At 39.1% G+C, this 25,715-nt stretch carries 25 protein-coding genes and 1 riboswitch; of the genes, 5 read left to right on the forward strand and 20 right to left on the reverse strand.

Annotation, left to right across the window (positions count from 1 at the left end; translation table 11 throughout):
• The 4 genes from ROSEINA2194_RS01370 to ROSEINA2194_RS01385 all read right to left on the reverse strand — a co-directional run.
• On the reverse strand, nucleotides 1-1,928 hold a 1,928-nt coding region (locus ROSEINA2194_RS01370; protein ID WP_007882480.1), incomplete at its 3' end, for a fructose-1,6-bisphosphatase.
• 48 nt (nucleotides 1,929-1,976) lie between these two features.
• Complete coding sequence (gene dapB / locus ROSEINA2194_RS01375) at nucleotides 1,977-2,738, reverse strand: 4-hydroxy-tetrahydrodipicolinate reductase (protein WP_007882481.1); 762 nt, start codon at nucleotides 2,736-2,738, stop codon at nucleotides 1,977-1,979.
• 94 nt (nucleotides 2,739-2,832) lie between these two features.
• Nucleotides 2,833-3,720: a 4-hydroxy-tetrahydrodipicolinate synthase gene (gene dapA, locus ROSEINA2194_RS01380; protein WP_007882482.1), complete on the reverse strand. Its 888-nt coding sequence runs from the start codon at nucleotides 3,718-3,720 to the stop codon at nucleotides 2,833-2,835.
• A gap of 144 nt (nucleotides 3,721-3,864) precedes the next feature.
• Nucleotides 3,865-4,051: riboswitch (Lysine riboswitch) on the reverse strand.
• A gap of 98 nt (nucleotides 4,052-4,149) precedes the next feature.
• The gene (locus ROSEINA2194_RS01385; protein WP_021923318.1) at nucleotides 4,150-4,785 is read right to left on the reverse strand and encodes a single-stranded DNA-binding protein; all 636 of its coding nucleotides are present in this window, start codon (nucleotides 4,783-4,785) and stop codon (nucleotides 4,150-4,152) included.
• Between the two features lie 272 nt (nucleotides 4,786-5,057).
• Here ROSEINA2194_RS01385 and typA point away from each other — a divergent pair, with 272 nt between their 5' ends.
• Together typA and ROSEINA2194_RS01395 are read left to right on the forward strand one after the other, a co-directional pair.
• Nucleotides 5,058-6,896 (forward strand): translational GTPase TypA, encoded by a 1,839-nt coding sequence (gene typA, locus ROSEINA2194_RS01390; protein ID WP_007882486.1) that lies wholly within the window; start codon nucleotides 5,058-5,060, stop codon nucleotides 6,894-6,896.
• Nucleotides 6,897-6,970: 74 nt separating this feature from the next.
• Nucleotides 6,971-9,199, forward strand: a complete 2,229-nt coding sequence (locus ROSEINA2194_RS01395; RefSeq protein ID WP_007882487.1) for a metallopeptidase domain-containing protein — start codon at nucleotides 6,971-6,973, stop codon at nucleotides 9,197-9,199.
• 116 nt (nucleotides 9,200-9,315) lie between these two features.
• Here ROSEINA2194_RS01395 and ROSEINA2194_RS01400 read toward each other — a convergent pair whose 3' ends face one another.
• The 7 genes from ROSEINA2194_RS01400 to ROSEINA2194_RS01430 all read right to left on the reverse strand — a co-directional run bounded on the left by ROSEINA2194_RS01400 (nucleotide 9,316) and on the right by ROSEINA2194_RS01430 (nucleotide 16,573).
• On the reverse strand, nucleotides 9,316-9,894 hold the full coding sequence (locus ROSEINA2194_RS01400; RefSeq protein ID WP_007882488.1) for a hypothetical protein: 579 nt from the start codon (nucleotides 9,892-9,894) through the stop codon (nucleotides 9,316-9,318).
• Nucleotides 9,878-11,167: an AAA family ATPase gene (locus tag ROSEINA2194_RS01405; RefSeq protein WP_007882489.1), complete on the reverse strand. Its 1,290-nt coding sequence runs from the start codon at nucleotides 11,165-11,167 to the stop codon at nucleotides 9,878-9,880. The genes ROSEINA2194_RS01400 and ROSEINA2194_RS01405 overlap by 17 nt, the downstream gene beginning before the upstream one ends.
• A 263-nt stretch (nucleotides 11,168-11,430) precedes the next feature.
• Entirely contained in the window at nucleotides 11,431-11,994 is a 564-nt protein-coding gene (locus ROSEINA2194_RS01410) for a hypothetical protein (protein ID WP_021922633.1), read from the reverse strand.
• A 163-nt stretch (nucleotides 11,995-12,157) separates the two neighbouring features.
• Entirely contained in the window at nucleotides 12,158-13,126 is a 969-nt protein-coding gene (locus ROSEINA2194_RS01415) for a hypothetical protein (RefSeq protein ID WP_007882494.1), read from the reverse strand.
• Nucleotides 13,127-13,136: 10 nt separating this feature from the next.
• Nucleotides 13,137-13,640, reverse strand: a complete 504-nt coding sequence (locus tag ROSEINA2194_RS01420) for an RNA polymerase sigma factor (protein WP_007882496.1) — start codon at nucleotides 13,638-13,640, stop codon at nucleotides 13,137-13,139.
• Nucleotides 13,641-13,974: 334 nt separating this feature from the next.
• Nucleotides 13,975-16,194: an RCC1 domain-containing protein gene (locus tag ROSEINA2194_RS01425; protein WP_007882498.1), complete on the reverse strand. Its 2,220-nt coding sequence runs from the start codon at nucleotides 16,192-16,194 to the stop codon at nucleotides 13,975-13,977.
• Nucleotides 16,178-16,573: a hypothetical protein gene (locus ROSEINA2194_RS01430; RefSeq protein ID WP_007882500.1), complete on the reverse strand. Its 396-nt coding sequence runs from the start codon at nucleotides 16,571-16,573 to the stop codon at nucleotides 16,178-16,180. Before ROSEINA2194_RS01430 ends, ROSEINA2194_RS01425 begins: the two co-directional genes overlap by 17 nt.
• A 283-nt stretch (nucleotides 16,574-16,856) precedes the next feature.
• Between ROSEINA2194_RS01430 and ROSEINA2194_RS01435 the strand changes: the two genes are divergently transcribed.
• On the forward strand, nucleotides 16,857-17,519 hold the full coding sequence (locus tag ROSEINA2194_RS01435) for a YARHG domain-containing protein (RefSeq protein WP_007882502.1): 663 nt from the start codon (nucleotides 16,857-16,859) through the stop codon (nucleotides 17,517-17,519).
• Nucleotides 17,520-17,609: 90 nt separating this feature from the next.
• The gene (locus ROSEINA2194_RS20795) at nucleotides 17,610-17,816 is read left to right on the forward strand and encodes a hypothetical protein (RefSeq protein WP_021922791.1); all 207 of its coding nucleotides are present in this window, start codon (nucleotides 17,610-17,612) and stop codon (nucleotides 17,814-17,816) included.
• Nucleotides 17,817-18,041: 225 nt separating this feature from the next.
• Here ROSEINA2194_RS20795 and ROSEINA2194_RS01445 read toward each other — a convergent pair whose 3' ends face one another.
• The 9 genes from ROSEINA2194_RS01445 to ROSEINA2194_RS01485 all read right to left on the reverse strand — a co-directional run bounded on the left by ROSEINA2194_RS01445 (nucleotide 18,042) and on the right by ROSEINA2194_RS01485 (nucleotide 24,231).
• Nucleotides 18,042-18,284: a hypothetical protein gene (locus tag ROSEINA2194_RS01445; RefSeq protein ID WP_172727030.1), complete on the reverse strand. Its 243-nt coding sequence runs from the start codon at nucleotides 18,282-18,284 to the stop codon at nucleotides 18,042-18,044.
• A 225-nt stretch (nucleotides 18,285-18,509) separates the two neighbouring features.
• Nucleotides 18,510-18,866, reverse strand: coding sequence for a YcxB family protein (locus ROSEINA2194_RS01450; RefSeq protein WP_147336007.1), 357 nt, complete (start codon nucleotides 18,864-18,866; stop codon nucleotides 18,510-18,512).
• 202 nt (nucleotides 18,867-19,068) lie between these two features.
• Nucleotides 19,069-19,572, reverse strand: a complete 504-nt coding sequence (locus ROSEINA2194_RS01455) for a YcxB family protein (protein WP_007882510.1) — start codon at nucleotides 19,570-19,572, stop codon at nucleotides 19,069-19,071.
• Between the two features lie 174 nt (nucleotides 19,573-19,746).
• Nucleotides 19,747-20,064, reverse strand: a complete 318-nt coding sequence (locus ROSEINA2194_RS01460) for a hypothetical protein (RefSeq protein WP_007882516.1) — start codon at nucleotides 20,062-20,064, stop codon at nucleotides 19,747-19,749.
• A 62-nt stretch (nucleotides 20,065-20,126) separates the two neighbouring features.
• Nucleotides 20,127-20,672, reverse strand: coding sequence for a hypothetical protein (locus tag ROSEINA2194_RS01465; protein WP_007882517.1), 546 nt, complete (start codon nucleotides 20,670-20,672; stop codon nucleotides 20,127-20,129).
• Between the two features lie 216 nt (nucleotides 20,673-20,888).
• Nucleotides 20,889-21,269, reverse strand: coding sequence for a BlaI/MecI/CopY family transcriptional regulator (locus ROSEINA2194_RS19510; protein WP_007882518.1), 381 nt, complete (start codon nucleotides 21,267-21,269; stop codon nucleotides 20,889-20,891).
• A 171-nt stretch (nucleotides 21,270-21,440) separates the two neighbouring features.
• Nucleotides 21,441-22,742 (reverse strand): O-acetylhomoserine aminocarboxypropyltransferase/cysteine synthase family protein, encoded by a 1,302-nt coding sequence (locus ROSEINA2194_RS01475; RefSeq protein WP_044926850.1) that lies wholly within the window; start codon nucleotides 22,740-22,742, stop codon nucleotides 21,441-21,443.
• Nucleotides 22,743-22,890: 148 nt separating this feature from the next.
• The gene (locus tag ROSEINA2194_RS01480) at nucleotides 22,891-23,313 is read right to left on the reverse strand and encodes a Fur family transcriptional regulator (protein ID WP_007882520.1); all 423 of its coding nucleotides are present in this window, start codon (nucleotides 23,311-23,313) and stop codon (nucleotides 22,891-22,893) included.
• 51 nt (nucleotides 23,314-23,364) lie between these two features.
• Nucleotides 23,365-24,231 (reverse strand): putative manganese transporter, encoded by an 867-nt coding sequence (locus ROSEINA2194_RS01485; RefSeq protein WP_081453853.1) that lies wholly within the window; start codon nucleotides 24,229-24,231, stop codon nucleotides 23,365-23,367.
• 454 nt (nucleotides 24,232-24,685) lie between these two features.
• On the opposite strand from ROSEINA2194_RS01485, the gene ROSEINA2194_RS01495 reads away from it, so the two are divergent.
• Nucleotides 24,686-25,657, forward strand: a complete 972-nt coding sequence (locus tag ROSEINA2194_RS01495; RefSeq protein WP_007882523.1) for an RpnC/YadD family protein — start codon at nucleotides 24,686-24,688, stop codon at nucleotides 25,655-25,657.
• The last annotated feature ends 58 nt before the right edge of the window (nucleotides 25,658-25,715 follow it).

A 25,715-nucleotide genomic window follows, 5' to 3' on the forward strand; every position in this document is an offset into this window, starting at 1 on the left:
CGATATGCCTGAAGTAAATTTTCAAGATCACGGATATTTTCCCGCATCACTTTTCCATTATCTGTATCTGCAACCGTTTTCCGTCTCACAACATGCTGCACCAGAATCGTATGTGATACAATATCATTCCCATCCGAAACTGCTTTTTCCACGGATTCAAAAGGCTCATGTGCCGCCAGCACAAGTCCATATGAATTGTAGATCAATGTGTACCCGGCAATTCCGGTCTTTGGCTGATAAACCTTGGAAAAGCCGCCATCTATGATGAGAAGCTTGCCCCCGCACTTCACCGGGGACTCTCCTTTTTTTGCCTCGATCGGGATATGTCCATTGACAATATGCGCCTCCTGGCCGGACAGTCCGAACTCTGCGAGGATCGCATTTACGATCTCTTCTTTTTCCAGCAGCCGGTAATACGGATTTTTCGGTTCCACATGTGTCGCTTTCTCTGCCACAAAATACCGCTCGAACGTTGTCATCTTATCTTTGCCAAACACCGGTGAATTTTTATTTTCCCAGATAAACCAGAGAATGTCTGATCCCTTTTTCTTCTCTTCCGGGTCAATGGCGTAATAACCTTTTCTGGCGTAGCTTTCTAACACATCGTACAACGCTTTTCCGGCATATTCCGTGCCGTAAATATTGACTTTGGTAAAAGAGCCATCCTCATTCAGCGGCACACAGCCGTGATACAGAAGATTTCCATTGTATACATGATACAGGCTTCCCTTGGTAAAAAGAAAACGCACCTGTCTCTGTAATTTCTCACAATTTAAAAATGCGGCAGTCAGACGTTCCATCACATCTGCCTCATCCACCGAAAGTTCATACGGATGTTCCCAGTCAATGGTTGGAAAATTCAGATCCCGGAGCGGATATTTCTTCCCTTCGATCAGGACTGTACCGGCTGCGGGGTCTATCTTATCGAGCAGCAAACGGTTCTCCATTCCAAATTCCGGGTGTCCCACGATCATCTGTCCTTCCAGCTTAAACTGCATGATGGCGATCGCCTTGTGCATTTTCTCATCGAGCATTGCATCCCGGACATCATATTCCTCTTCCCGGTAATCCAGCTTAAAACAGCTGCATGGATCTTTGTCATAACGGTTCATTGCCAGTCTCGCAAGCGGCACCAGATTGATTCCATATCCATCCTCCAGCAGATTCAGATTGCCGTATTTTGCGGAGATGCGGATCACGTTGCAGATCAGCGCCTGATTGCCCGCTGCTGCCCCCATCCACGAGATATCATGGTTTCCCCACTGGATATCCACGGAATGATGTGACATTAACGTATCCATAATAAGGTTTGGATACGGTCCTCTGTCAAAAATATCGCCGACAACATGCAGATGATCCACTACAAGTCTGCGGATAAGGTTACAGAATGCCACCACAAGTTCTGCTGCCCTGCCTGTCCGGATCACTGAATGGATGATTTCATTATAATATGCCTCCTGATCGGATACATCCGGTCTTCCGGTCAGAAGTTCCTCAATCACATAGGCAAAATCTTTCGGAAGCGCCTTGCGCACCTTGGAACGGGTGTACTTAGAAGACGCTCCTTTGCAGATCCTGATCAGGCGGTACAATGTGACCCTGTACCAGTCCTCCATGTTCTCCTCGGTCTTTATCACCTGCTCCATCTTCTGTTCCGGGTAATAGATCAGTGTGGCGATCGATTTCTTTTCTGCCTGACTGATGGCATTCCCGAACTCGTCCTCGATCTTTCTCTTGATCGCTCCGGAACCGTTCTTTAATACGTGTTGAAACTGGTCATATTCGCCATGGATATCCGTGATAAAATGTTCGGTTCCCTTCGGCAGGCTTAAAATCGCCTGTAAATTGATAATCTCTGTGGCGGCCGCCGCCACGGTCGGATACTGCTTTGCAAGACTTTTTAAATAACGTAAATCGGTCTGTTCCATCCGTCACCATCCTGTTTTTATTCTGTGTACTGATTTATACTTCATTCATCATTGCGCCTGAATGACATCGCTCATATCATAAAATCCTGCCGGCTTTCCTGCAAGAAATTTTGCCGCCTGCACTGCTCCCTTGGCAAAAACTGCCTTGGAATATGCCGTGTGCTTAAATTCGATCACTTCGTCCTGTCCTGCAAAGATCACTTCATGCTCTCCCACGATATTTCCACCGCGCACTGCGGAAATTCCGATCTCGTATTTTTCTCTCTTCTTTCTCTCCCGGCTTCTGTCATAAACATAGGCATACTTCTCATTCAGCGCCTCATTCATGGAGTCTGCCAGAGCGAGAGCCGTTCCGCTCGGTGCATCCAATTTCTGATTGTGGTGTTTCTCCACGATCTCCATATCGAAACCTGCCGGTGCGAGCGTTAAAGCCGCCTTTTTCAAAAGTTCCATCAGCATATTGATGCCGAGTGACATATTGGCTGATTTTAAAACTGCCACATGTCCGCTGACCTGTTTTACTTTTGCGAGTTGTTCCTCGGACAAACCGGTCGTGCACAATACAACCGGCACCTGTTTTTCCTCACAGTAGATGAGCAGATCGTCCACTGCCTTTGCATTTGAGAAATCAATCACTGCATCTGCCTTCACGTCGCAGACGGAGATATTCGGAAATACCGGATAATCATTTTTGATCCCGTCATACAGATCTATGCCTGCCACGATCTCAATTTCCGGATCATCCTTGCACATCGCCGTGATCGTCTGTCCCATTTTTCCATTGCATCCATGCATAATTACTTTTGTCATACTTAAAAATCCACCTTTCGAATTTTATCTTTGGATATAATTTATCAATAAATCCAAAAAGACTGCCGCACCCGGATACGACAGTCTCTTCCTTTTAATCTAAAATGCCATATGCTTTCATTGCATCTGCCAAAACAGCTGCATTTGCATCGGTCATCTCCGTCAAAGGAGAACGAAGTGTTCCAACTTCTCTTCCCATGAGGTTTAAAGCTTTCTTCACCGGAATCGGGTTGACCTCTGAGAATAATGCACTGACAAGCGGCTGTGCCTCTCTCTGTATCTTCATTGCGGTCTGTAAGTCTCCGTTGAAGAAACTCTGGCACATGCCATGTACTTTGGCAGGTGCAACATTTGACCATACAGAGATCACTCCGATTGCGCCGATCGCCATAAGCGGAACTACGATTCCATCCTCGCCGGAATAAAGGTCGATCCTGCCATCGGTCAGATACATTAACTGTGATGCTTGTGCAACACTTCCTGTCGCCTCTTTGATTGCTACTACATTTTCAACTTCCTTAAAAATCTTTGCTGCTGTCTCCGGAAGAATATTGCATCCGGTTCTTCCAGGTACATTATACATGATGATCGGTAACTTTGTACACTCTGCAATTTCAGAATAATAACGTACCAGACCGCCCTGTGTACATTTATTATAATAAGGTGTCACTGCAAGGATTCCGTCCGCTCCTGCTTCCTCTGCTTCCTGTGTCAGATAAATAGCTTCTCTTGTGCAGTTCGAACCGGAACCAGCCACAACCGGTACACGGTGTTTTGCAAATTCTACTGCTGCTTTGATCACTTTACTGTGCTCTTCCATGGTCAGTGTGGAACTCTCTCCTGTCGTTCCTGCAATGATGATCGCATCTGTTCCCTGGTCGATCTGCCATTCGATCAGTTCCTGTAACTTTTCGTAATTGACTTCTTCGTTTTCTTTCATCGGTGTGACGATCGCTACACCTGCTCCTTTAAAAATAGACATTGCATTCTCCTCCTATCGTCATTATACGCACTGCATTTTTTTTTGTTAAAAATGTTGCTACAGTAAAGTAAAAAAAGACCGGCTGACGAGCCGGTCTCAAAATTCTAATATTATACGCATTCTGCATCTTTGCAAATCTGCCTAGAATCTGATAGCTCCCCATCTCAAATGATCTCCATTCAGATGACAGTCATAAAGTTCTTCACTTTATGCCCAAGTAATATGCCTTCAGGCTGCATACCCTTTCGGCGTACTTTCCTTTTGCTTCTTATCAACTGTTCCTGATACATCCAAAAAGCGACTCATAAAGCACGCGACCTCTACCAAGCAATATTTTCATTGCGTAAATCATAACACCATCTTATTCCATTGTCAATGCACGATTTCCCTGTCAATATCTACTCTCAGGAATAATTTCCCTGTTAACATCTACTCTTCGTCTTCGATAAATTCCACTTTGCTCACAGAAACCTCATATGCCACGCGCTTTTCTGTCTCTGTCTCGCTCAGTTTTTTCACATACTCCCTGCTCTGGATACGTCCCCATACCTGAACATGCCCTCCGACTTCAAACCCGGATGCAAACCTTGCATTTCTTCCCCAGCAGATGCATGGAATATAATCTGATTTTCCATAAGAACGGTTCACCGCGATCAAAAGGTCTGCAATCTCTCTTCCAAGCGGTGTTTTCCGGTAAATCGGATCTTTACAGATGTAGCCATCCAGAAAAATCTGGTTCGTCTTCATATCCTCGTCGATCTCATCTAACAATTCCAGTTCCCTTACAAAAACGGATAAAACAAGACGGTTCTTTTTTTCCTCGTGCCGGTTAAATGACCGGAACTGTCCCATAACATATATGGTCTGACCAATATAGTCCTCATTCACGTCAATGAGCCGTTCTGAGATCATCAGTGGTATGTAATCCATAAAATTGCTCAGCCGGTTGACTGCGACATCTACCACATAAAAGCCCTCTCCATACACTTCGTGGCTGAATCTGAAATCAGAAACAATCTCTCCCACAATTGACACCTGGTTATTTTCAAAAATTTTATCTGCCATGAATTTTTTCTCCCTTCCTCTTATCACCGGAATCGACCGGTGATTTGCCTGACAACTATGGTTTTACCATTTCCTTCCAGAAAAAATTTCGTGTAACTTGTCGATAAGTTTTTTATATTGTTTTGAAAAAAAATATTGCTGCCTACTTGCGTTCTCATAAAATTGTGATAGAATATATGGGTTCGAGTTAATTTATAAGCTATATTAATAGGAAAAGACAGGATTTATTTCTAGATAATTTCTTTTCCGCACAGAAGAAAGAGAGATTTTTTATGAAACAGAAACGTGAAGACGTACGTAACATAGCAATCATCGCCCACGTTGACCATGGCAAAACAACACTGGTCGATGAACTTTTAAAACAGAGTGGTGTATTCCGTGAGAATCAGGAAGTTGCTGAACGTGTCATGGACTCCAACGATATTGAGAAGGAACGTGGTATCACAATCCTCTCCAAAAATACAGCGATCACTTACAAAGGAACAAAGATAAACATCATCGACACTCCTGGCCACGCCGATTTCGGTGGCGAGGTAGAGCGTGTCCTTAAAATGGTAAACGGTGTTATCCTTGTCGTTGACGCATTTGAAGGTGTTATGCCTCAGACCAAATTCGTTTTGATGAAAGCTCTGGATTTAAAACTCCCGGTTATCGTCTGTGTCAATAAAGTAGACCGCCCGGAAGCCCGTCCAAACGAAGTTGTGGACGAAGTATTAGAGTTATTTATGGATCTGGATGCCTCTGACGAGCAGTTAGACTGCCCATTCCTTTTTGCTTCCGCAAGAGACGGTTATGCCGTTCGTGAAATCCACGACCTTGTAAACAACAAAAAAGATATGACACCATTATTTGAAACCATTTTAGATTACATTCCTGCTCCGGAAGGTGATCCGGAAGCACCGACACAGGTACTGATCAGTACCATTGATTACAATGAATACGTTGGACGTATCGGTATCGGTAAGATCGACAATGGTTCCCTGAAAGTAAATCAGGAAGCGGTCGTAGTCAACCATCACGATCCTGACAAGAAGAAAAAAGTCCGCATCAGCAAATTATATGAATTTGACGGATTAAATAAGGTAGATGTCGAAGAAGCAAATATTGGTTCCATCGTTGCTATTTCCGGTATTGCTGATATTCACATTGGTGATACGATCTGTTCTGTGGAGAACCCGGTTGCGATCCCATTCCAGAAGATTTCCGAGCCTACTCTTTCCATGAACTTCATCGTAAATGACAGTCCATTGGCAGGTCAGGAAGGAAAGTTTATTACTTCCCGCCACTTAAGAGACCGTTTATTCCGCGAATTAAATACAGACGTTTCCCTTCGTGTAGAGGAGACCGATTCCCCGGACAGCTACAAAGTATCCGGCCGCGGTGAGTTACATTTATCTGTATTGATTGAAAATATGCGTCGTGAGGGATATGAGTTTGCCGTAAGTAAAGCAGAAGTATTATATCACACAGACGAAAACGGCAAGAAATTAGAGCCTATGGAACTTGCCTATGTCGATGTTCCGGATGAGTATACCGGTGCTGTTATCGACAAGTTAAGCCAGCGCAAAGGTGAAATGATCAATATGAAACCTCTGACCGGCGGATATACAAGACTTGAGTTCAATATCCCATCCCGCGGTCTGATCGGTTACAGAGGCGAATTTATGACCGATACCAGAGGTAATGGTATTATCAACACCATTTTCAATGGCTATGATACTTACCGCGGAGATATTGCTTACCGTCAGCTTGGTTCGCTGATCGCATTCGAATCCGGCGAATCTGTCACTTACGGTCTGTTCTCTGCACAGGACCGTGGTACTTTGTTCATCGGACCTGGTGAAAAAGTATATGCAGGTATGGTCATCGGTTCCTGCTCCAGAAACGAGGATATCGAATTGAACGTTTGTAAGAAGAAACACCTTACCAATACACGTTCCTCTTCCGCTGACGAAGCATTGACTTTAGTTCCGCCTAAGATTTTAAGCTTAGAGCAGGCGCTTGACTTCATCGATGTCGATGAATTATTGGAGGTTACTCCGAAATCCCTTCGTATCCGTAAGAGAATTTTGGATCCGACTTTAAGAAAAAGAGCGAATTTTAAGAAATAAAAAACGGCTCTACGCCTTTTTTCCAGAAACTATAAAAACCTATGCAACATTCAACGACAAACAGGAGAATATGTATGAAAAAAATATGTACATTTTTCGGATTGCTGATATCCATGTGTCTGTTGCTAAATGTCGGTTTTAGCTCTCTGTCCGTAAAGGGCGCAGCTGCCGGGAATACAGAACAGACTTCCGATTCAAACTTTACAAATTTAATCGTATTTGCCAGATTTGCAGATGAGAATGAATTTGTGAATGATATTTATCAAGGTGTCTCTGTGCGGGAGATCATAGACAATTCCTATAACACTGCCTATTATTCCGTGGGCGATTACTACCGGAATGCGTCCTCAGACAAATTGCGCATGAATAGTCTTTATCTGTTTGATAACGGCGGTTCCCTGCAGTTGAAACATGAACGCGGTTACTATGCCGGTTACAGTGCAGATAATCCAATCGGTTATAAAACAAGTGGTGAAAAAGCCTACCGTATGTACGAGCTGCGCACCGATTGGTCTGATGCCATAAACAAGGCGATCCAGGATGGAAACCCCATTACAAATTACAATGGCAGCCAGACATACAGTTATGAGGATCTTGACAAAAACCGGGATGGAAAGATCGATTCCATTACAGTTATCTATAAAAACACGACACAAAATATTGTGATAAACCGCTCTGATCCGCTTTGGAACTATAAGGATTATGCAGACTATGTGGAGATCAATCTTGGCGATGGCAGGATGCTTCAAAGCCAATATTATGTACAGGTCATAAATAACTACTCAACTCTGTATATGGCAAACAATGATCAAAAACCGATCGTTTCATTGAAGTCTCCGATCCATGAAATGGGGCATATATTTGGTCTGCTGGATTTATACAATTCGTCAGGTCAAACGCCGGTTTATTTCATGTCTGCCATGGCAAATGCCATCTCACCTGTTCCACAGGGACTTTCGATCAAAGAAAAAGAGGCTCTGGGATGGACAGACGACAGTACTCTAAAGACGATCACAGAACCGGGTGAATACAAAGTAAAGCTCAGCGGCACAGCCACCGGTACTGACGACTGTATCGGATATAAAGCAGGCATTCCGGAACTGAACAGGACACTGTATCTGGAATACAGAAACTTCTCAACAGATGGCAGCAAATATGATAAGTCAGAGAAGCAGCTGACCAATTCAGAAACATCGAACATAAAATCCGGTTTAGTCTGTTATCTTGCGCAACCTGACATCCGCTTTCCAAGCAATCTAAATGGAAAACCGGGAAATTGGGCACTGGAAGTTATGGGCGGTACACAATCCACTAAATCTGATGCAGCCCTTGGCTTAAATGATTCGCTTCAGGTTACAGACAAACTCAAAGTGACTGTCGCTGCTATAGAAGGGGAAGTCCTTACCTTTCAAATCGAAGGGGAAATGGAACAACATGTCCATTCCGGTGGACAGGCGACCTGTACGAAAAAAGCCGTCTGTGAAAAATGTGGGAAGGAATACGGAGAAATAGATCCAACATGCCATTTGAATCTCCAGCGACAGGGCTTTAAAGAGCCAACACAGGAGGAAAATGGATATACCGGTGATCTGGTATGTACAGATTGTAACGCCATAGTAGAAGCTGGTGAGATCATTGATAAATTACCAGTCACTCCACCTGATGGAAAACCGGAACCGGAAATACCGCCTGTGTCTCCTGGTAATCCACCGGTCATGCTGGAAGGTGACAAAGCAGAAGTGAGCAAAAATCCAGACAATAACTCCGGTGCAGTATTTCGTTCAGATGCATCCTTTGATTCCTTTGTTCGGGTAAAGGTAGATAATATTGAATTAGTGAGGGACAGAGACTATACTGCCCGCTCCGGAAGTACTATCATAACTTTACTTCCATCCTTCCTTGCCGGTCTTTCCGAAGGAACTCACAGCATTGCCATTGTATCAACAACCGGAACGGCAACGGCGGATTTTTCTGTAATTTCAGATCCTGCCCCGGCGCCATCTGCTCCGGTGCCACCGGCATCCACACCTGTACCACCGGCATCAGGTAATACAAACACTGATGGTTCATCTACAGATACTGTGGCTGGTTTGGTTTCCGAAACTGCTTCTACAGCCGGATCTGCCAATGTATCCGGCAACAGTTCTTTACCTGATACCGCTCAGATGAAGAAAGACTCCTCCGGCACAGACATAAAATCACCGCAATGTGGAGAGAAAAACTGTTTCACTCTCTTATTGGAAGATTTCATGGAAATATTAAAAAAAGTATTAATATTCTTAGGTTTTTCATCTAAGATCTGAAAAAACACACAGGACAGCTCCTATGTTAAGCTGTCCTGTGTGTTTTTTCAAAAGTAATTGATATATTTTCTGCACGTCATAATCCGATGCGTTAATACCTTATTGTTCAGCAGACACTAATCATTTATACTATATTTTTGTACAAATTCCTGTTCAAATTCGGATTCTGTATATGTATATACAGCATGAAAATATAACTTTTCAAACTTTTCAAGGTTGAAACGCACAAATCTCTTTCCACCCTTTTTCATAAAATGCTTTCCAATTGCTACTCGAGATTTATCCTCTTTTACGTCAGTGTTATTGGGATTCTTTTCTTCATTATAAACTAAAATAAAATTTACATTATTTCTACAAAATGAAACCCTCTCATCTACTATATCTGTAAATATCAACAAACTATCATATATTTTATTGTATACATTATAAATTACATTACTCTGTATTTTTCCATTTTTAAACTCAATAAAATAGTAATTGCCTGCTTCTGATAAATAAAGAGCATCATTCGAACATGGTGTCTCTGATACTCCTAATTTTTTTGCATATTTTTCTTTTACTTTATCAAAATTTACCACTTGCAAATCTGATTCTGTCATATAACTGATCTCTTTGCTGTCTGAATCTTTAGATGTCTCTTTTAATGAAGATAAACTATTCTTAAAAAATTCAAATTTATCATATCGTGTTTCCATCGCTATACTCCAAATTCTCCAAATCCTGTAATGGTCTAGCCAACTTTTCATATATCAGTTCTGTCTGATCTGTTACATCCTTAATATTGGTTCTTCCCTCATTGTCATCTGTCAGATAAAATTTACATTTCTTTTCAATCCCATATTTTTTTACATATACCTCGATTGCATTTAAAAAATAAGGACTATGTGTATTTAACAAAATATTTACACCAAATTCTTTCTGAATCAATACGATAACTTCTGCAAACTTTAATTGCCACTCAGGATGTAAGTGTATCTCTGGTTCATCTAATATTACTACACCATTATCATTAATACTTCCATTTCTTAATAGTGTTTTTAAAATAATAAAACTTTTTATTCCAGTTGATAAATTAGACATTTCAAGTGTACCATTCAGTTCACTTGTTCTATAACTATAGTTTCCTCCATCTTCCGATACAGTTAAATCTCCATCACATATACCATTCATTGTTTCAAAAATTCGCTCAAGTTTTTTATTTACCAAGATTTCATCCAGAGCACCAAAATCTCTTGTATCCTTAACCCTTACAATCTTATCCAGTAAACTGTCTCTATGATTCAAACCATAAACACTCCGATATGGCAATAAATCTTGTAAATCATCTAATACAAATGGATCATCTATATAGATAATCTCCTTATTCAAACTCATATCCTGTATAATATTTATGTTTTCATTATTGATCACTTCAAATTCGATCTTGCTGTTTCTTATTTCCAGCTGAATTTTTGAATAATTACTCTCATTATTTAAAAATCCTATTTTCATTCCAAATTCAGAGTCCAATGTTCTTTGCAAAATTGCCCTGCGTATTTCTGTATCTTCAATAAATAGGACAGAATAGATTTTGTCTGCTAATTGCTCTAATGTATCCTGATATGCAATTGCATCAAAATTTATTTCTCGATTTTCAAAAAAATTTTCAATTGCTTTTCTAATGATTCTGGAATCTCCAACATACTGCTCCTTATTGTGCACAAATTCCGCTGCGAGATCATGTACAGAATACTTTCTTCCTGCACGATTAAAGGTTTCATGATAAAAATTGGCAATATGACGTCCTATTGTATTAATCCGTTCTTGACTTATCTGCCTTTCTATTTTATAAAAAGATTCAAAAATGCAGAATAGCATTTTCCCTACTGTGCTTTTTCCTGTGTTGTTTTCTCCAGCAATTAACGTTATTCCATCTAACTTAATATCTGCTTCTTGCACTTTTCCAACATTTTCTAAAATTAGTCTCATATTACTTCCTATTCTTCCACCTTAATAATTTTATATTACTCAGCTATACTATTATTAGTTAAATTCATTATCAATATTATATTGCTTGTATAAAATCATTGCAAGTTTACCATATTATCAATCATGTTCCCCCTTTATCATAATAGAATCTGCTTTGTTTTTCAACGCATAAGAAGAATTTTCTATGTTCTTCTTTCTTATCCAATATTATTCTAATAATTAAGAAGAAAATTTATTGATTTTTGTAAACTCTTTTTAATTTTTTACAATCCAGTTACCATTCTTATAAACATTGCTACTTCCTTATCCAGCCACTCCCCATAACCCGGTAATTCCCATACTGTCCACTTTGTGCGATCTTCGCCAGACTGTATTGCCAGATATCCATTATCTCCGTGCTTATAGATCAGATAGTCTCCATGTCCTGTCTCTGATGTTTCTTTTGTGGGCATCACCTGCTCCTGTACAACCCTTACCCATGTATCAAATCCTTCGGTATTAATGATTTCTTTATCCTGATTCAGATACTGACTGCTTTCTACAATGTATTCATTCTGTGACTGTATTTGTTCAATACCCACTGTGTCAATCCCGGCTCCGCCTCGTGGTGCAATCCAGGCAAGCGTCTCTATATTTTCAACCATTCCAGTATTTTCCATTGCATCTGCATCAAAAATCTGAACTTCATTCTCCCAATTTATAATCAAATGACTGGCAGATGTTCTTTCTTCCTGTCTCGTCTGAGTATTGGTGCAGTCCACCAATGTCACAATACATACTATTATTACAATCAAGATTATGAAATATCTTCTAATACCTTTTTTCATATTCATGCCTCATTTATAATATTGAAATTATTTTTTTTAGTTTTATTTATTATAAAATAAATATATATCTTTTTCAATACTGTTTAATCTCAAATACATCCGCCAGCCACCAGCTCCACAGTTAAAAAATAATAGTGATTTCTCAGAATACTGATTTTATCTGTCATGGCTGCAATTCAAACATAAAAACTGCTCTTTTATCTGTTGGCTGAAGCTCTACTTTATCTTCTCCTTCTACTTGTAAAGTCATTCCGTCCACGTTCATTCCGATTTCTTCATAAGTCAGCGCTGCAGCTCCAACATTAATTTTTACTCCTTTTTTTGTGCCGTCTTTATAATTTGCAGTACAGGTAATAACCACTCCATCTACAAGTTTTTGATATGCTGCTGCCACTTCCTCCTGTGTTTTTTTCTTTTGTTCTACAATACTGTCAAAATCTGAAAACGGAATTTCATCATTACAAAAGGTTACCCACACTCCTTCTTTCTGCTGATTTTCATAGGAAACTGTGTATTCAACAAAATCGTTTACTTCCTGCTGCATGACAATTTCTCCATTATCATCAAAAATTGGATTGAGATACCCATTGCTATTTTCATCCAATGGCTTTCCGCTCTCGACAGCACTCTGAAAATCATCGGTAATATTTTCACTTATTTCAAAATATCCTTTATTGATACTGTAAGTTACACTTTCTATATTCTCACCTTCGCAGTAAAGTGGCATATCAATTTTATAACTTGCTGTATTCATATCGCTGTCCCCATTAATCGCATAACCAAACCTGTCATTTTGTGCGATTGCTACAGGCTTCTGTGCCGTCACTTCTGCCTGTGCCGCCATTACTTTCATGGTAAACATATTCTCTTTTTCTGTTGTCGTATGTTCAGCCACTGTTGTTTCTTTTTCTTCCTGCGGTCTGTTGAGATAGTTGTTTGTTGTAGACGCAACAATAATAAACGCTGCACAGGCAGCCATTGCCACAAACAATTTTGTTACTTTTAAATTTTTCTTACCCATATTAGTTTCCCTTTCCGATTGAATCTGTGAAAAGGCGGCATCTGCTTTTTTCTGAACGATTTCTGGCACTTGAATATCACTATTTAAAATTTCACTCACTTTTTTTGACATGAATCTCACCTCATTTTTCCTTATAATAAACTTCCAGCTTTTCCCGTCCACGTTGTAAACGTGTTTTCACAGTACTTTCAGGAATTTTTAAAATGTCAGAAATTTCTCTGATACGATAGCCCTCGCTGTAAAAAAGAATCATAATAATCCGGTATTTTTCATCTAACGCTGCGAGTGCCTCTTTTAATTCCAGATTATATTCATCGCAGGCTGCTGGTTCCTCGTACTCATCCAAACAAATAAGATTCTGATTTTTCTTTCTGATATCATAACATTTGTTGATGAGGATTCTTGTCATCCATGTTTTAAAATACTGTATCTTCACTAATTGATTCATTTTTTCCCAGCATATCAGAATCATATCTCCGATTGCATCGGCGGCATCTTCATCATTCATCAAAATTGCATACGCAACCTTATACATATCCGTCATATAAAGCTGCATTAATTCTGTGAAAGCTTCCGACTCATGCCTTTTCGCTCTTTTCACAAGATCATCTGTTTGTTTTTTCATAATGCTTTTCTCCACGCGCGCAGTGAATGTAAGACAGTCGCTTTTCTTCTTTTTTTATCTTACATATATTAGACAACAAAATATGTATAAAAGTCTCATAAAGGGACTGTAAAATAAGTCCATAAATAAAAAAAGTGCCAGTTCCGGCAAATGTCGGTTCTGGCGTTTCTTTACAGATCTTTTTTAGATGGACAAATACTTTTCAGAATTGAGTTGCATTTTTTCTAAAAGTGATTGATATATTTTTTGCACATCATAATAGAATCTGCCTTGTTTTTCAACGCATGAAAATTATTGATATGTAAATATTCTTTACCCCCCCCAGAGGACATGATTAATTAACCATGTCCTCCATCTGAAACAAATCCACCCATTCCACATCAATTCGTTTATTCAAATCAATATACTGTTCCATCATTTTCTGATAGGCAGCATCATCCACATATGTTTCTTTGCCATCAACGCTCATAATATACCCTTTTCCATTTCCATCTAGATCCTGTTCTGTTGGGAAGTAATCATCAATTCCCACGTCCTCTATCCCATTAATCCAAAACATTTTTTCAAAAGTATCTAATGCCGGATTGTATTGATATATCGTGAAAGCAGGCTGGTCATAATTTGGCATTGTCCAATATTCTTCCACATATCCATTATTATAAAAATTAATTCTGGAAGAAAAACCATTCTCTACCTCAAATTTTCTTTGTTCTTCGTTATATCTGTAAATCAAAACACCATACGGCTCACTCAACTCTTTTCTCAATCCGATCAACATTTCCTTTTTTCCATCAACGTCAACATCACATACTGCAATGCCAAATCCGCCTAATTTTTCCTTTGTTTCCAAATAATTCTCCGGTTCATCACAATACCAGAAGCAGTATCTCCCATCCGGTAGAAATCCCGTTGTATCCAGTGTTTTGATTGCATTATAATATGCCTCATTGATCTTATCATCCTCCGAAAAACGAGGTACTTTGCGTTTCAGTTTCTCCATATCATAATTTTTGTCTATCTCTTCCAATAACTCTTTATTGCTTCCTAATTCACACCAATCTATTTTCATCTCCGGCATCCAGAAAACCTGTTTTTCCCATGCAAGATATTCTTTTTCATCCATATACGCAACGGATTCACCCTGACTGATGATATACACTTTTCCATCGCCGTCTTTATCATATTCCTCTGGAAAATTATCTGGATTTTCCGGGGCTTTTGGAATCTCCTCGACACTGGCTGTAAGCACAAACTCGTTTTTATTTTCATCATACTGAAATACACTATACGGCCAAAAATCATCCTGATATATAAAACCTGAGTAAAGCGGCTTTGCCCTAATCACTCCGTTCTGATAATAATTACATCCCGCTGAATATTCAAATTCAAGTTCAAAAGCATTTTTTTCTTCTGAATACCGATAGACATATTCTGCCGAATCTCTCACACAAGTTCCTTCAATAAAAAATAGTAATTCTGCCGTACCATCGCCATCCACATCTGCCACCGCAACTCTTTCCGGACTATAATGCTGTGCCCTCTGTTCCTGAAAACGTTCCACATCTGTTCTGCCGTCCTGCTCTATATAAAAGCAGTATCTCCCATCCGGCAGAAATCCCGTTGTATCCAGTGTTTTGATCGCATGATAATATGTCTCATTGATCTTATCATCCTCCGAAAAACGAGGAACTTTGCGTTTCAGTTTCTCCATATCGTAGTTTTTGTCTATCTCTTCCAATAACGCTTCATTTTTTCTTGCAAGAACAGCCTCCTCGCTCTGGCTCTCCTTTCGCTCGATGTATTCTCTTTGTTTCCTGTTCAACATTTCTTCATTCCAGTCCAGCGGAAGAAACTCTGATGAGCAGACTGTGTCAAGTTCCGACACTTCATAATATTGCGGCAATACCACACTTTTGTCGCCGACACCCATTCCACATGCATAGAATGTACCGTCTGTTTTTTCAATGATCGTATTATCCACATAATCATTACCGAATTCTTCCATATCGGTAATATCATCCTCTTTGGCTGAATAATTCAAAAGTCCTGTCCACACGCGCTGCACGTCTTCTGCCACCTGCACCGGTGTTTCAATCATCGTGGCTTTATCCGTTCCGCAGTTTCCACTAAAGTTGTATCCCCACGTCCAGAGTGTTCCATCTTCCTTCAGTGCGGCGTGGTTAAACCATCCGCCTGTGATCATCTTCACATCTGTCAGAATCTGCTGTGGCATTGTGATACAATATCCCGTACTCTGATAATTCCAGATCATTCCCCATGTCCAGACTGTACCATCCTTTTTCAATGCAACTACATCATCACGTCCGCACCGCGCATAACTGACATCTTCCAGCAAAAGTGCCGGACTGGTGACATACCGTTTTGTCGGATATGCCAAATCTTCCACTGGCATTTCTGTATGCTGCAATAACATATAGGTAGAATCGTTTCCAAGACCATAAAGTTTCCCTTCCTCCGTCAGATAGACAACAAAATCTTTCTGGGAATAGTCCACATGCACAACGTGTTCCGCGATTTTACTTTTTTTCTTCATGAAATTCCTCGTCCGCATACCCAAGTCCAATCTGCGCATACTCATTATGCCCACTTCCCCAGAGCACACCATCCTCATCGATCGTGTACAGATTGAACTGATCCCCACAGGATTTCATATAATAATCTTCGATTGTCTGTGCATCCAGCCGCATATCGTAAAGATCGCCCGCGTTGAAAGAATATCCTGCCGCTTCTTCTGTCTGTGTGTCACTTTCCGTCTGTGAAACGGTTTCAGTGGGATTATTTGGAGTTTCATTTTTCTCCATGAACACCATCACTGTAAAAATAACGACTGCCAGCGCGATCGTTCCGCCTGTGATGCCGCACTTGATACGATTCTCTTTATTTTCAAAATATTCTTTGATTTTACTGTTCATACTGCTTTCCCCCTATCTACTAATCTTCCACTTAACCAAATATTCCTATATGCTAAAGATAATGTGTATGATGCTTAAATCTGTAAACTATATTTTCAGTTTACAGTATTTTATTTTTTTATGCAAGAAAGTATTAACTATATTTTTAGTTTTTTATTCTTTCAAAACTATATACGACCAAAGCTAAATGTGATAAGATAACATCTGTATTTTAACAACTTTATGAAAAAGAATTTCTATAAAGCACAGCAACCTATACGTTAAATTAAGGGAGAAATTAACCATGAGAAAAAAATTTTTAGTTTGCATCTTATTACCATGCTGCATATTGATTGCTGCCTGCGGTCATACGGCTGATACGAAAAACGATCTTTTATCAGAAAATATAACATCTGACACCGAGACAGATACCCAGACATCTGACTATGAAAAATACAACAACTATGGATCAACAGAAGAACAAATGGATGAAGCGATAACAGAAACCAGTGAAACTGCCTCCTCTTCAGAAGAAAACGATTTACCGGAACAATCTTTGCAGAAATACAGCGATGACTGGGACGAAAGCCAGATTTTGGAAGAACTCCAAAAACGGAACACCTATCACGACTACTGCTCCTTTTACCCAGAGTATGTCCGATATATGGAAAATGTAATGGAAGTCCGGGATATTTCCATGAATATTTACCCGATTTATGCTACAGATACAAGATATTATCAGGCTTCCGACTTTAGCAATGTCCCTCCGTTAATCATTCATCTGGCAAAAAATGAAATCTATGCCAGACACGGATACATTTTTAAAAATCAGGACTTAAATGCTTATTTTTTGAGCCAGCTCTGGTATTTACCGGAATTCGACTCGGAAACTTTTGATTCCTCTGTATTCAATGAATATGAAAACGCGAATCTTCAATTATTGGTACAGCTTGATACTTACAAATAAAAAATTCCCTTTCTGGTTTCTATTCCTCAAACTATATGCTTCTTAATAAGTGATTTGCAAATCAAATATCACACATAAAGGAGAAAAATTATGGTAGTAAAAAAAGGAGAAACAGGAACCTATGTAAAATGGTTACAGCAGGGATTGCACATCACAATGATAATTGGCTGTTCTTCTTTATTTAATTTTATAGTTACAAATATTATCTATTACCGTTTCTTATCTGTGGCATCTTCTCCCGAATCAGCGCAAGAAATATTTCTCTTTCCTCATGTGTCATATGCTCTTTATCAATGAAGATAAACCCTAAATGATCCGCCTGTTCCTGCGCTTTGCTTATGGACATATATAGTTTTGTCCTTAAAAGATAAACCTCTTTCAAATCATAAAATTTTTGAAATGACTCATATGAAATCTTCTTTTCCTGCTTGAAATCTCTTTGATATAACAAATATTCATTCATAAAGATGCAGCTTCCATGGATTTCTCTGATTCCATATTGATCTTGAAACCGTTCTATCGTCATTTTGCAGACTTTCTTTTTTCTGCATACCAGAAAATGAGCAGAAAAACTCCACCTCCAAGCATAAATATTGCCTGTCCTTTTTGACCATATCTCTCAAAAATTACGGTCAAAATCCCTACGCCAAACACTATTGCCCCATACACTGCCTTATACCATGGAAATATTTTTGAAAAATACTTATCAAATATATTGTAATTAAAAATTATTTTAAACTGATGATTGTTTTCACTCTTTTCCATATTCCTCGTTTGCATTCATTTTCTCCTAAATCTTTGTTTTATAAACCCAAAATTTAATTTTTCATTTTATATTTTATACTATACGAATTGCTTCTTTTTTTAATTCCATTTTCAACACATCCTGACCGTTATTTTGGTAACTTCACCTGTGACATTTTTTCCCGGACAACTTCAATCAGTACCTCTTCAGACTATTTCTGTAAATTCAGAATATTTTTTTATTTTCTAACGTCCATATATACTTTGCTGCAACTCCCACGGTATTTTTAACTGTGGCATTTTTGTTCTGAAAAGTTCTGCAAGTTTTTCTCTGTCTGCTGGCGAAATTTTGCTTTTTTCTACACAAAAGAGTAATCCGCCTCTGGTTTTAAAAATATAATAATGCTGGCTGGAATAATATTTTTTGATTCTTTTGTATGCAATCTTACAAACAATATTATTCAAATCTCCTGATACCGCAATTTCATCTTCGAGAAATGCCACTTTTTGGAGGTATTCACTACTGCCGTCTTTCTTTTTGGGACAGATCATATTAAGTTGTCTTTGATAATAAATGATTAAAAATATCACCGTTGCTATCAAGGAACCTGCCAACAGTAAGATCATCGCAATATCTTTTATCAGCAAAAAAAGAAACAGACATATCGCCAGAAAACAGAAAATGATTTTTATAATTGTTATACCAACGTTCTTCCCGGTCTTTTTATATATTTCCTTTGCGCTTTTTCGATTAATTGTGCATTCAAACTCCATTTTATTCCTCACTCCTTTTCCCAACCTGAAACTATGCTAATCCTCTGGCTCGCAGCCACGGCATTTTTTTGTGAATGATCCGAAGCAGTTCATCCTGCTGCGCAATTGACATTTGCAATTTGTCAAGAATAATAATATGTTGGTCCTTTGTCTGAAAAATAAGAAGATACTTTTTCTTTCGTAATTTTTTGATCTCGCCATAAGGAATTTCAAAATTTGTATCATTGATTACGTTTGTCACTCTGATCACTTCTTTTTCAAAAGATACCACCTGACGAAACTGCTTTACATCATATTGTTTCAAAATGCAGACTGCTTCTCTCCTCTGGTCAACGAAATACACCACAATCTCCACGATTGCCCAAATGCTCAATCCTATGAGAAAGAATGAAGAACTCTTATTTGACTCTATAGATGCCATATCTAACATCTGTTTAACCAAAATCAATAATAAGAGCACGCATATTTTCGTCAAACGGCTGGCAGCATACAATCTGTACATTAATTTTTTATTTATCAGCGTTTCACATACCATACAAGTCTCCTTGAGAATGAAGATTATAAAAAGCAAATCTCTGTTTTATCGTTTTTGCAGTCTGATTCTTCAACTGTGGCATTTTCTGTTGCACCAGAAGTTCTAATTTCTCCATTTCTTCATTCGTTAATGATTTTTTATCGACAAAAATGGGAATCACTTCGTTTGTAATTATCAGGAAAAATAATAGTGTTTCAATTTGTAATAGTTACTGATTGATTCATACCCCACAATCCTGCTTTCTACATAAAAATCGTTAATTTCTACACTATCAGGCAGAAAATTTACTTTACCAAATTCATTTTCCATCTTATACTTTTTGCATAAACGCATTGCCGCAATCCTGCAGTTATGAACAATCAACCATGTCGGCGCAATAAATGCTGCCACAACCACACACATATTTTGTATCATTAGTTCAGTGGATTTCACTCGAAGCATACATGTAAAAAGAAATAGTATGGCAACGACAAAAACTCTGTATAATGCCATGTAGCGAAAATCCCTTACTCTATAAAATAATTCCACAAATGCTCTGGTTCGATATATGTTTTTCAATTGTTTTTCCTTTCTTTCTCATGAACTTTTACCTGTGGCATTTTCTCATGAATCAGGGAAGTCAAATTATGCATATCTGCTTCTGTTAAAACTGTTTTATCAATGATGATTGTTTCCTGCGTCAGTCCCTTTTCGATTTTTCTTTTATCCCCGAAGACACAATAATGTTTCAGTATATAAAAATCTTTAAACCTACTATATTCCATAGAATACTCAGACTCCGTATTTCCATATGGGATTACTTTTAATGCAGACTCATCAAATACAATCTCTCCCCAAAGTTCATTTGTATGTGCTAAGTCTTCTATTTTTTCCATCATCATTTTGGTGTCATGTCTCATAATGAATTGATTTTCAATAATAATCGCAAATATAAACAAGAAAAATGCTGCTGAAAAAACTATTTGATGAAAACAATAAAAAACAATTGACATTGCTAAGGATGTACCGATAAAACCATATAAAATTTTTCGAATCATCGGATTTATTGCCATATAACATTCACGTACCGACTTATAATTTATAATTATTTTAAATTTCATTTTTTCTGCACTCCTTCTGTTTGCTGATCTATCTTACTTTGGTAACTTCACCTATGACATTTTTTCCTTACACCATAAAACGCTATCTGTGAAACACACAGGCAAAATAACTTTCATATACTACTTTATCATTTACAATCGTTCTATATCTCATCTTGTTTTCCTCATGTGTCATATGCTCTTTATCAAAAAGAATAAACCTCTTTCACCCTAAAACTATTCTTCCAGTTCCTCAATAGCATTCCGAAGTTCCTCAATCTCGTCTTTGGAAGCCGGTTCATCCTTATAAAAAGCGGTGATAAACTGCTTCAGCGAACCATTATTCCAGAATGCGACAAACTCCCTCGCCTGCTCACTCTTGTAGTCCTCTTCCGTGATGAGTATTTCATAGGTGATCGTTCTTCCGGCTCGTTTCATCTGGATATAATTTTTCAGGCAGAGTTTTGCCAGATAAGTCGATACGGTCTGTGGCTTCCATTCCTTTCCGTATCCCTCATTTGCATTCTTTACGATCTCTGCCAGTGACATCTCATGGTCTGCGTCCCAGATACACTTCATCACAATTGTCTCTGCTGCGGTCAGTTGTTTTGCATTCATTTTCTTTTCCTCCCAAATCTTTTTTATAAACTAAAATTTTAATTTTCATATTTTATACTATATGAATTGCTTCTATATTGCAATGTTTTTTTCTATGAAAAGATAAAAAGGACTGCAACACATTTCTGTGCGCAATCCTTTCTGAATGATAAATTATCAAAATGGCCTATATTATTTTACTGCGTCAAACGCTTCCTGCAGATCATAGAGAATATCGTCGATATTTTCTGTACCGATGGAAAGACGGATGGTGTTTGGCTTGATTCCCTGCTCTGCCTGTTCCTCCTCATTTAATTCCGCATGTGTGGTAGATGCCGGATGGATGACAAGGGATTTTACATCTGCTACATTGGCAAGTAAGGAGAATAACTGTAAATGATCGATAAACTCCTGCGCTTTTTTGTCATCGCCTTTGATTTCAAATGTGAAAATGGAACCGCCGCCGTTCGGGAAATATTTTTTGTATAATCTCTGCTGCTCCGGATCTTCGGAAACGGATGGATGATTTACTTTTTCAACCAGTGGCTGTTTCTCTAAAAACTCCACAACCTTTAATGCATTTTCCACATGACGCTCGACTCTTAAGGATAATGTCTCTAAGCCCTGTAAAAAGATAAATGCATGGATTGGAGAAAGTGTTGCTCCGGTATCCCTTAATAAAATAGCACGGATTCTTGTCACGAATGCTGCCGGTCCTGCTGCCGCTGCGAAGCTGACACCATGATAGCTTGGGTTTTGTTCCGTGAGCTGTGGGAATTTTCCGGATGCAGCCCAGTCAAATTTTCCACCGTCAATGATGACACCACCGATTGTGGTTCCGTGTCCACCAATGAATTTGGTTGCGGAATGAACTACGATATCTGCGCCGTACTCGATTGGACGGATCAGATATGGTGTGCCGAACGTATTGTCGATGACAAGTGGAATTTTATGTTTGTGTGCAATCTCTGCGAGTGCTTCGATATCCACTACTTCAGAGTTTGGATTGCCGAGTGTCTCAATGTAAACTGCTTTTGTGTTGTCCTTGATAGCGCCTTCTACTTCCTCTAAGTTAAAAGGATCAACAAACGTGGTCGTAACGCCAAAATCTACTAATGTATGTGCCAGCAGATTATAAGTGCCGCCGTAAATATTTTTTGCAGATACGATATGGTCACCTGCCTGTGCAAGGTTTTCAATCGTGTATGTAACGGCTGCTGCACCGGAACCGACTGCAAGCGCTGCCACGCCGCCCTCTAATGCTGCAATACGCTGTTCAAAAATATCCTCTGTCGGATTGGTCAGTCTTCCATAAATATTTCCTGCGTCACGCAAACCGAAACGGTCTGCTGCATGCTTTGAATTGTGGAATACGTAGGAAGATGTCTGGTAAATCGGAACCGCTCTTGCATCGGTCACCGGATCCGGTTCTTCCTGTCCAACGTGTAACTGTAATGTCTCAAATTTTAATTTTCTCTCTTTTAATGTGCTCATGTGTTTTCCCATCCTTTTTCTATGTTTTCATTCTTTTTGCCTGCCTGTTTTTCTCAGGTTCTGCTGTTGGAATTATCATATCAAATCAATCGAAAAAGTGTTAATCCATAAAACCATGAGCCGATTATAGGGAAATCCTATAGCAGTATTATTCCCTGTCCTGTTTTTTCCTGCACTCCCTGCACAAACCATAAATAATGGAATTTTTGCATTGCAGTGTAAATCCATGATCTTTTAAAACATGCTCAGCGATCTCATCCATAAACGCACATTCCAGATGTATGATGCATCCGCAGGAAACACATTTCAAATGGAGATGCTCCGCGCAGTGATGCCCCATTTCCACATACTGGTACACCGCCTGACTCCCCTTCTCTGCCACGTATTTCATGACCGTGCCCTCTTTTGCAAGCTTGTCCAGATACCGGTAAATGGTTGTGATGTTCACCTCGTTATCATTTTTTTTCAGATATTGGTCGATGTCTGCCACCGTCACCGTGCGGTCGCTGTTCGCCATAAGATATTCCAGGATTTTTTTCCTGCTCGTTGTTGTATAGCCATTCCCTGCCATTATTTCATCTCTTTTCTTTCCAGGCAAATGCCATTTTCTACATTTTTATTTTTAAAATACTATTCCCAGCAATTCAATGATAACACCCCAGAACACGCCAAAACCATAGAGTGCCGCCATGATTCCCACATTCTGTTTCCAGTCGCGGTTCAGTCGGAACAAAACCAGCAGACCGACACCTGCATTTACCAGAAGACCGGACATCATTGCTCCTGCTCCGATAATTCCGCTCAGATACAGTTCCGTGATTACCACCGAAGATGCGCAGTTTGGGATCAGTCCCACAAGTGCTGCGATCATCTCTCCCACCACCGGAATGTCCTGAAATACTACCGCAAGCTGGTCTTCGCCGATCAGTTCGATCACGAATGTCAGCATAAACGTGATGAGCAGAATGTATATAAAAATCTTGAACGTGTGTTTTAACGCTGACTTCAAGACACCATCCTCGCAACTGCAGTGTTCTTCCTCGCATACCACATGGATGTCCATATCTTTTTCTTTCTTTTTAAAAACATTCACATAAACCAGTTCTGCAAGAAATCCTGAAATGATCGCAATGCAGACTTTTGCACCAAGAATTTTAAAAATGGTCGCCGGAGCAACCGCTTCAGAAATAAAAATTGGAAGCATCTCATCCGACGTAGACAAAAATACGGCAAGCAGCGTTCCCACGGTAATGACACGTCCGGCATAAAGGCTGGCCGCTGCTGCTGAAAAACCACATTGCGGCATAATTCCAAGAAGTCCACCCCACAGCGGTCCGACTTTCCCTGCATTTTTAATCTTGTTCTGTACTTTTCCGCCTGTCGTGTGCTCTAACAATTCCATTAATAAATAAGTGAAAAACAGAAATGGAAGCAGCTTCACGCTGTCCTCGATCGTGTGTGATAATGTATGTTCTAAAATGTGTATCATAGCAAACGCCTCCCGCATTTGGTTGTTTTAATCTTGATTTGTTCAAATTGCAAGTTATTTGTTTTTGCATTTTGTGTGCATTTGCAAATTATTTGCATTTTCGGCTGCATTGGTTATTATACACGCTTGGAGATGGTTGTCAAGGAGGATTTTTAAAAGAAAATCAAATATAATATGCAAAAAAAGATGACAAATGTTATAAAGTTCTGCTTGCCTGCAAATATCCCTCATGTTACAATGACAAAAAGCATATTTTACAAAATCTTTATGGTGCATTTGCCATCTATATTCTGGAAACGGCTGATTATCCCTGATAATCTCCGTACTTCATTCGTATCTATGCTTTTAATTACCCATTAACTAATTTAAAAGCAGGAGACGGATATCAGAAATATAGATTTCTCCTGCCTTGACAGTTTTCCAACTGCCCCGCCGATCTCAGGAGGAATCATTTATGGCAAAACGAAAAAGAAAACTACAAAACACAAAGAAAACTTTCACAGTTAAAGTTCCTGCAGCCAACCGGAATTATAAAGACACCGTTTTTCGGATGTTATTTTCCAACCGTAAGAACCTGCTTTCACTCTACAACGCAGTAAATCAGAGAGATTATAAAAATCCTGATGACTTGGAAATCGTCACATTAGAAAATGCAATTTACATGGGTATGAAAAATGACCTCGCATTTATCATTGATACTAATTTATATCTGTACGAGCACCAGTCAACCTACAATCCAAATATCCCTCTTCGGGATTTATTCTATATCAGTAACGAATATCAGAAACTCGTGGATAAGAAATCTCTCTATTCTTCTACTTTGCAAAAAATTCCTGCTCCGAATTTTATTGAGTTTTATAATGGTTCAACGATATTATCCGACTGCACTGAACTTAAGCTTTCTTCAGCATTTGAAAATCTGTCAGGCAAACCAAAGCTTGAATTGACTGTCACTGTATTAAATGTAAACGAAGGACATAATGCTGAATTGATGCAGCATTGCAGCACTTTGAAAGAATATGCGCAATATGTCGCCAGAGTACGGCACTATTCTGCCAACATGTCTCTGAATCAGGCTGTAGAATGTGCTGTTGACGAATGCATAAAGGAAGGGATTCTTGCAGAATTTCTTTCCAAAAATCGTGCGGAGGTTATCAGTATGAGTATCTTTGAATATGATAAAGAATTGGAAGAAAAGAAATTGCGAAAGGCTGAGTATGAAGCCGGTTTTTCTGATGGTGAAAAATCCGGACATGAAACCGGATTTTCTGAAGGTCGTGAATCTGGATTTTCCGAAGGACAAAACCATGCTGCAATTGAAACTGCCAGAAGGATGCTGCAATCGAACAAATTTACTATAGAAGAGATTGCAAAATTTTCAGGTTTATCCCAACAGGAAGTAGAAACTATTTCTTCTGACGCATAAGAAGAAGCAAGCCGCCACAAATGTGGCGGCTGATCCAATGATACACTATATTTTTATG

This window comes from Roseburia inulinivorans DSM 16841 (assembly GCF_000174195.1).
GTDB lineage: Bacteria > Bacillota > Clostridia > Lachnospirales > Lachnospiraceae > Roseburia > Roseburia inulinivorans.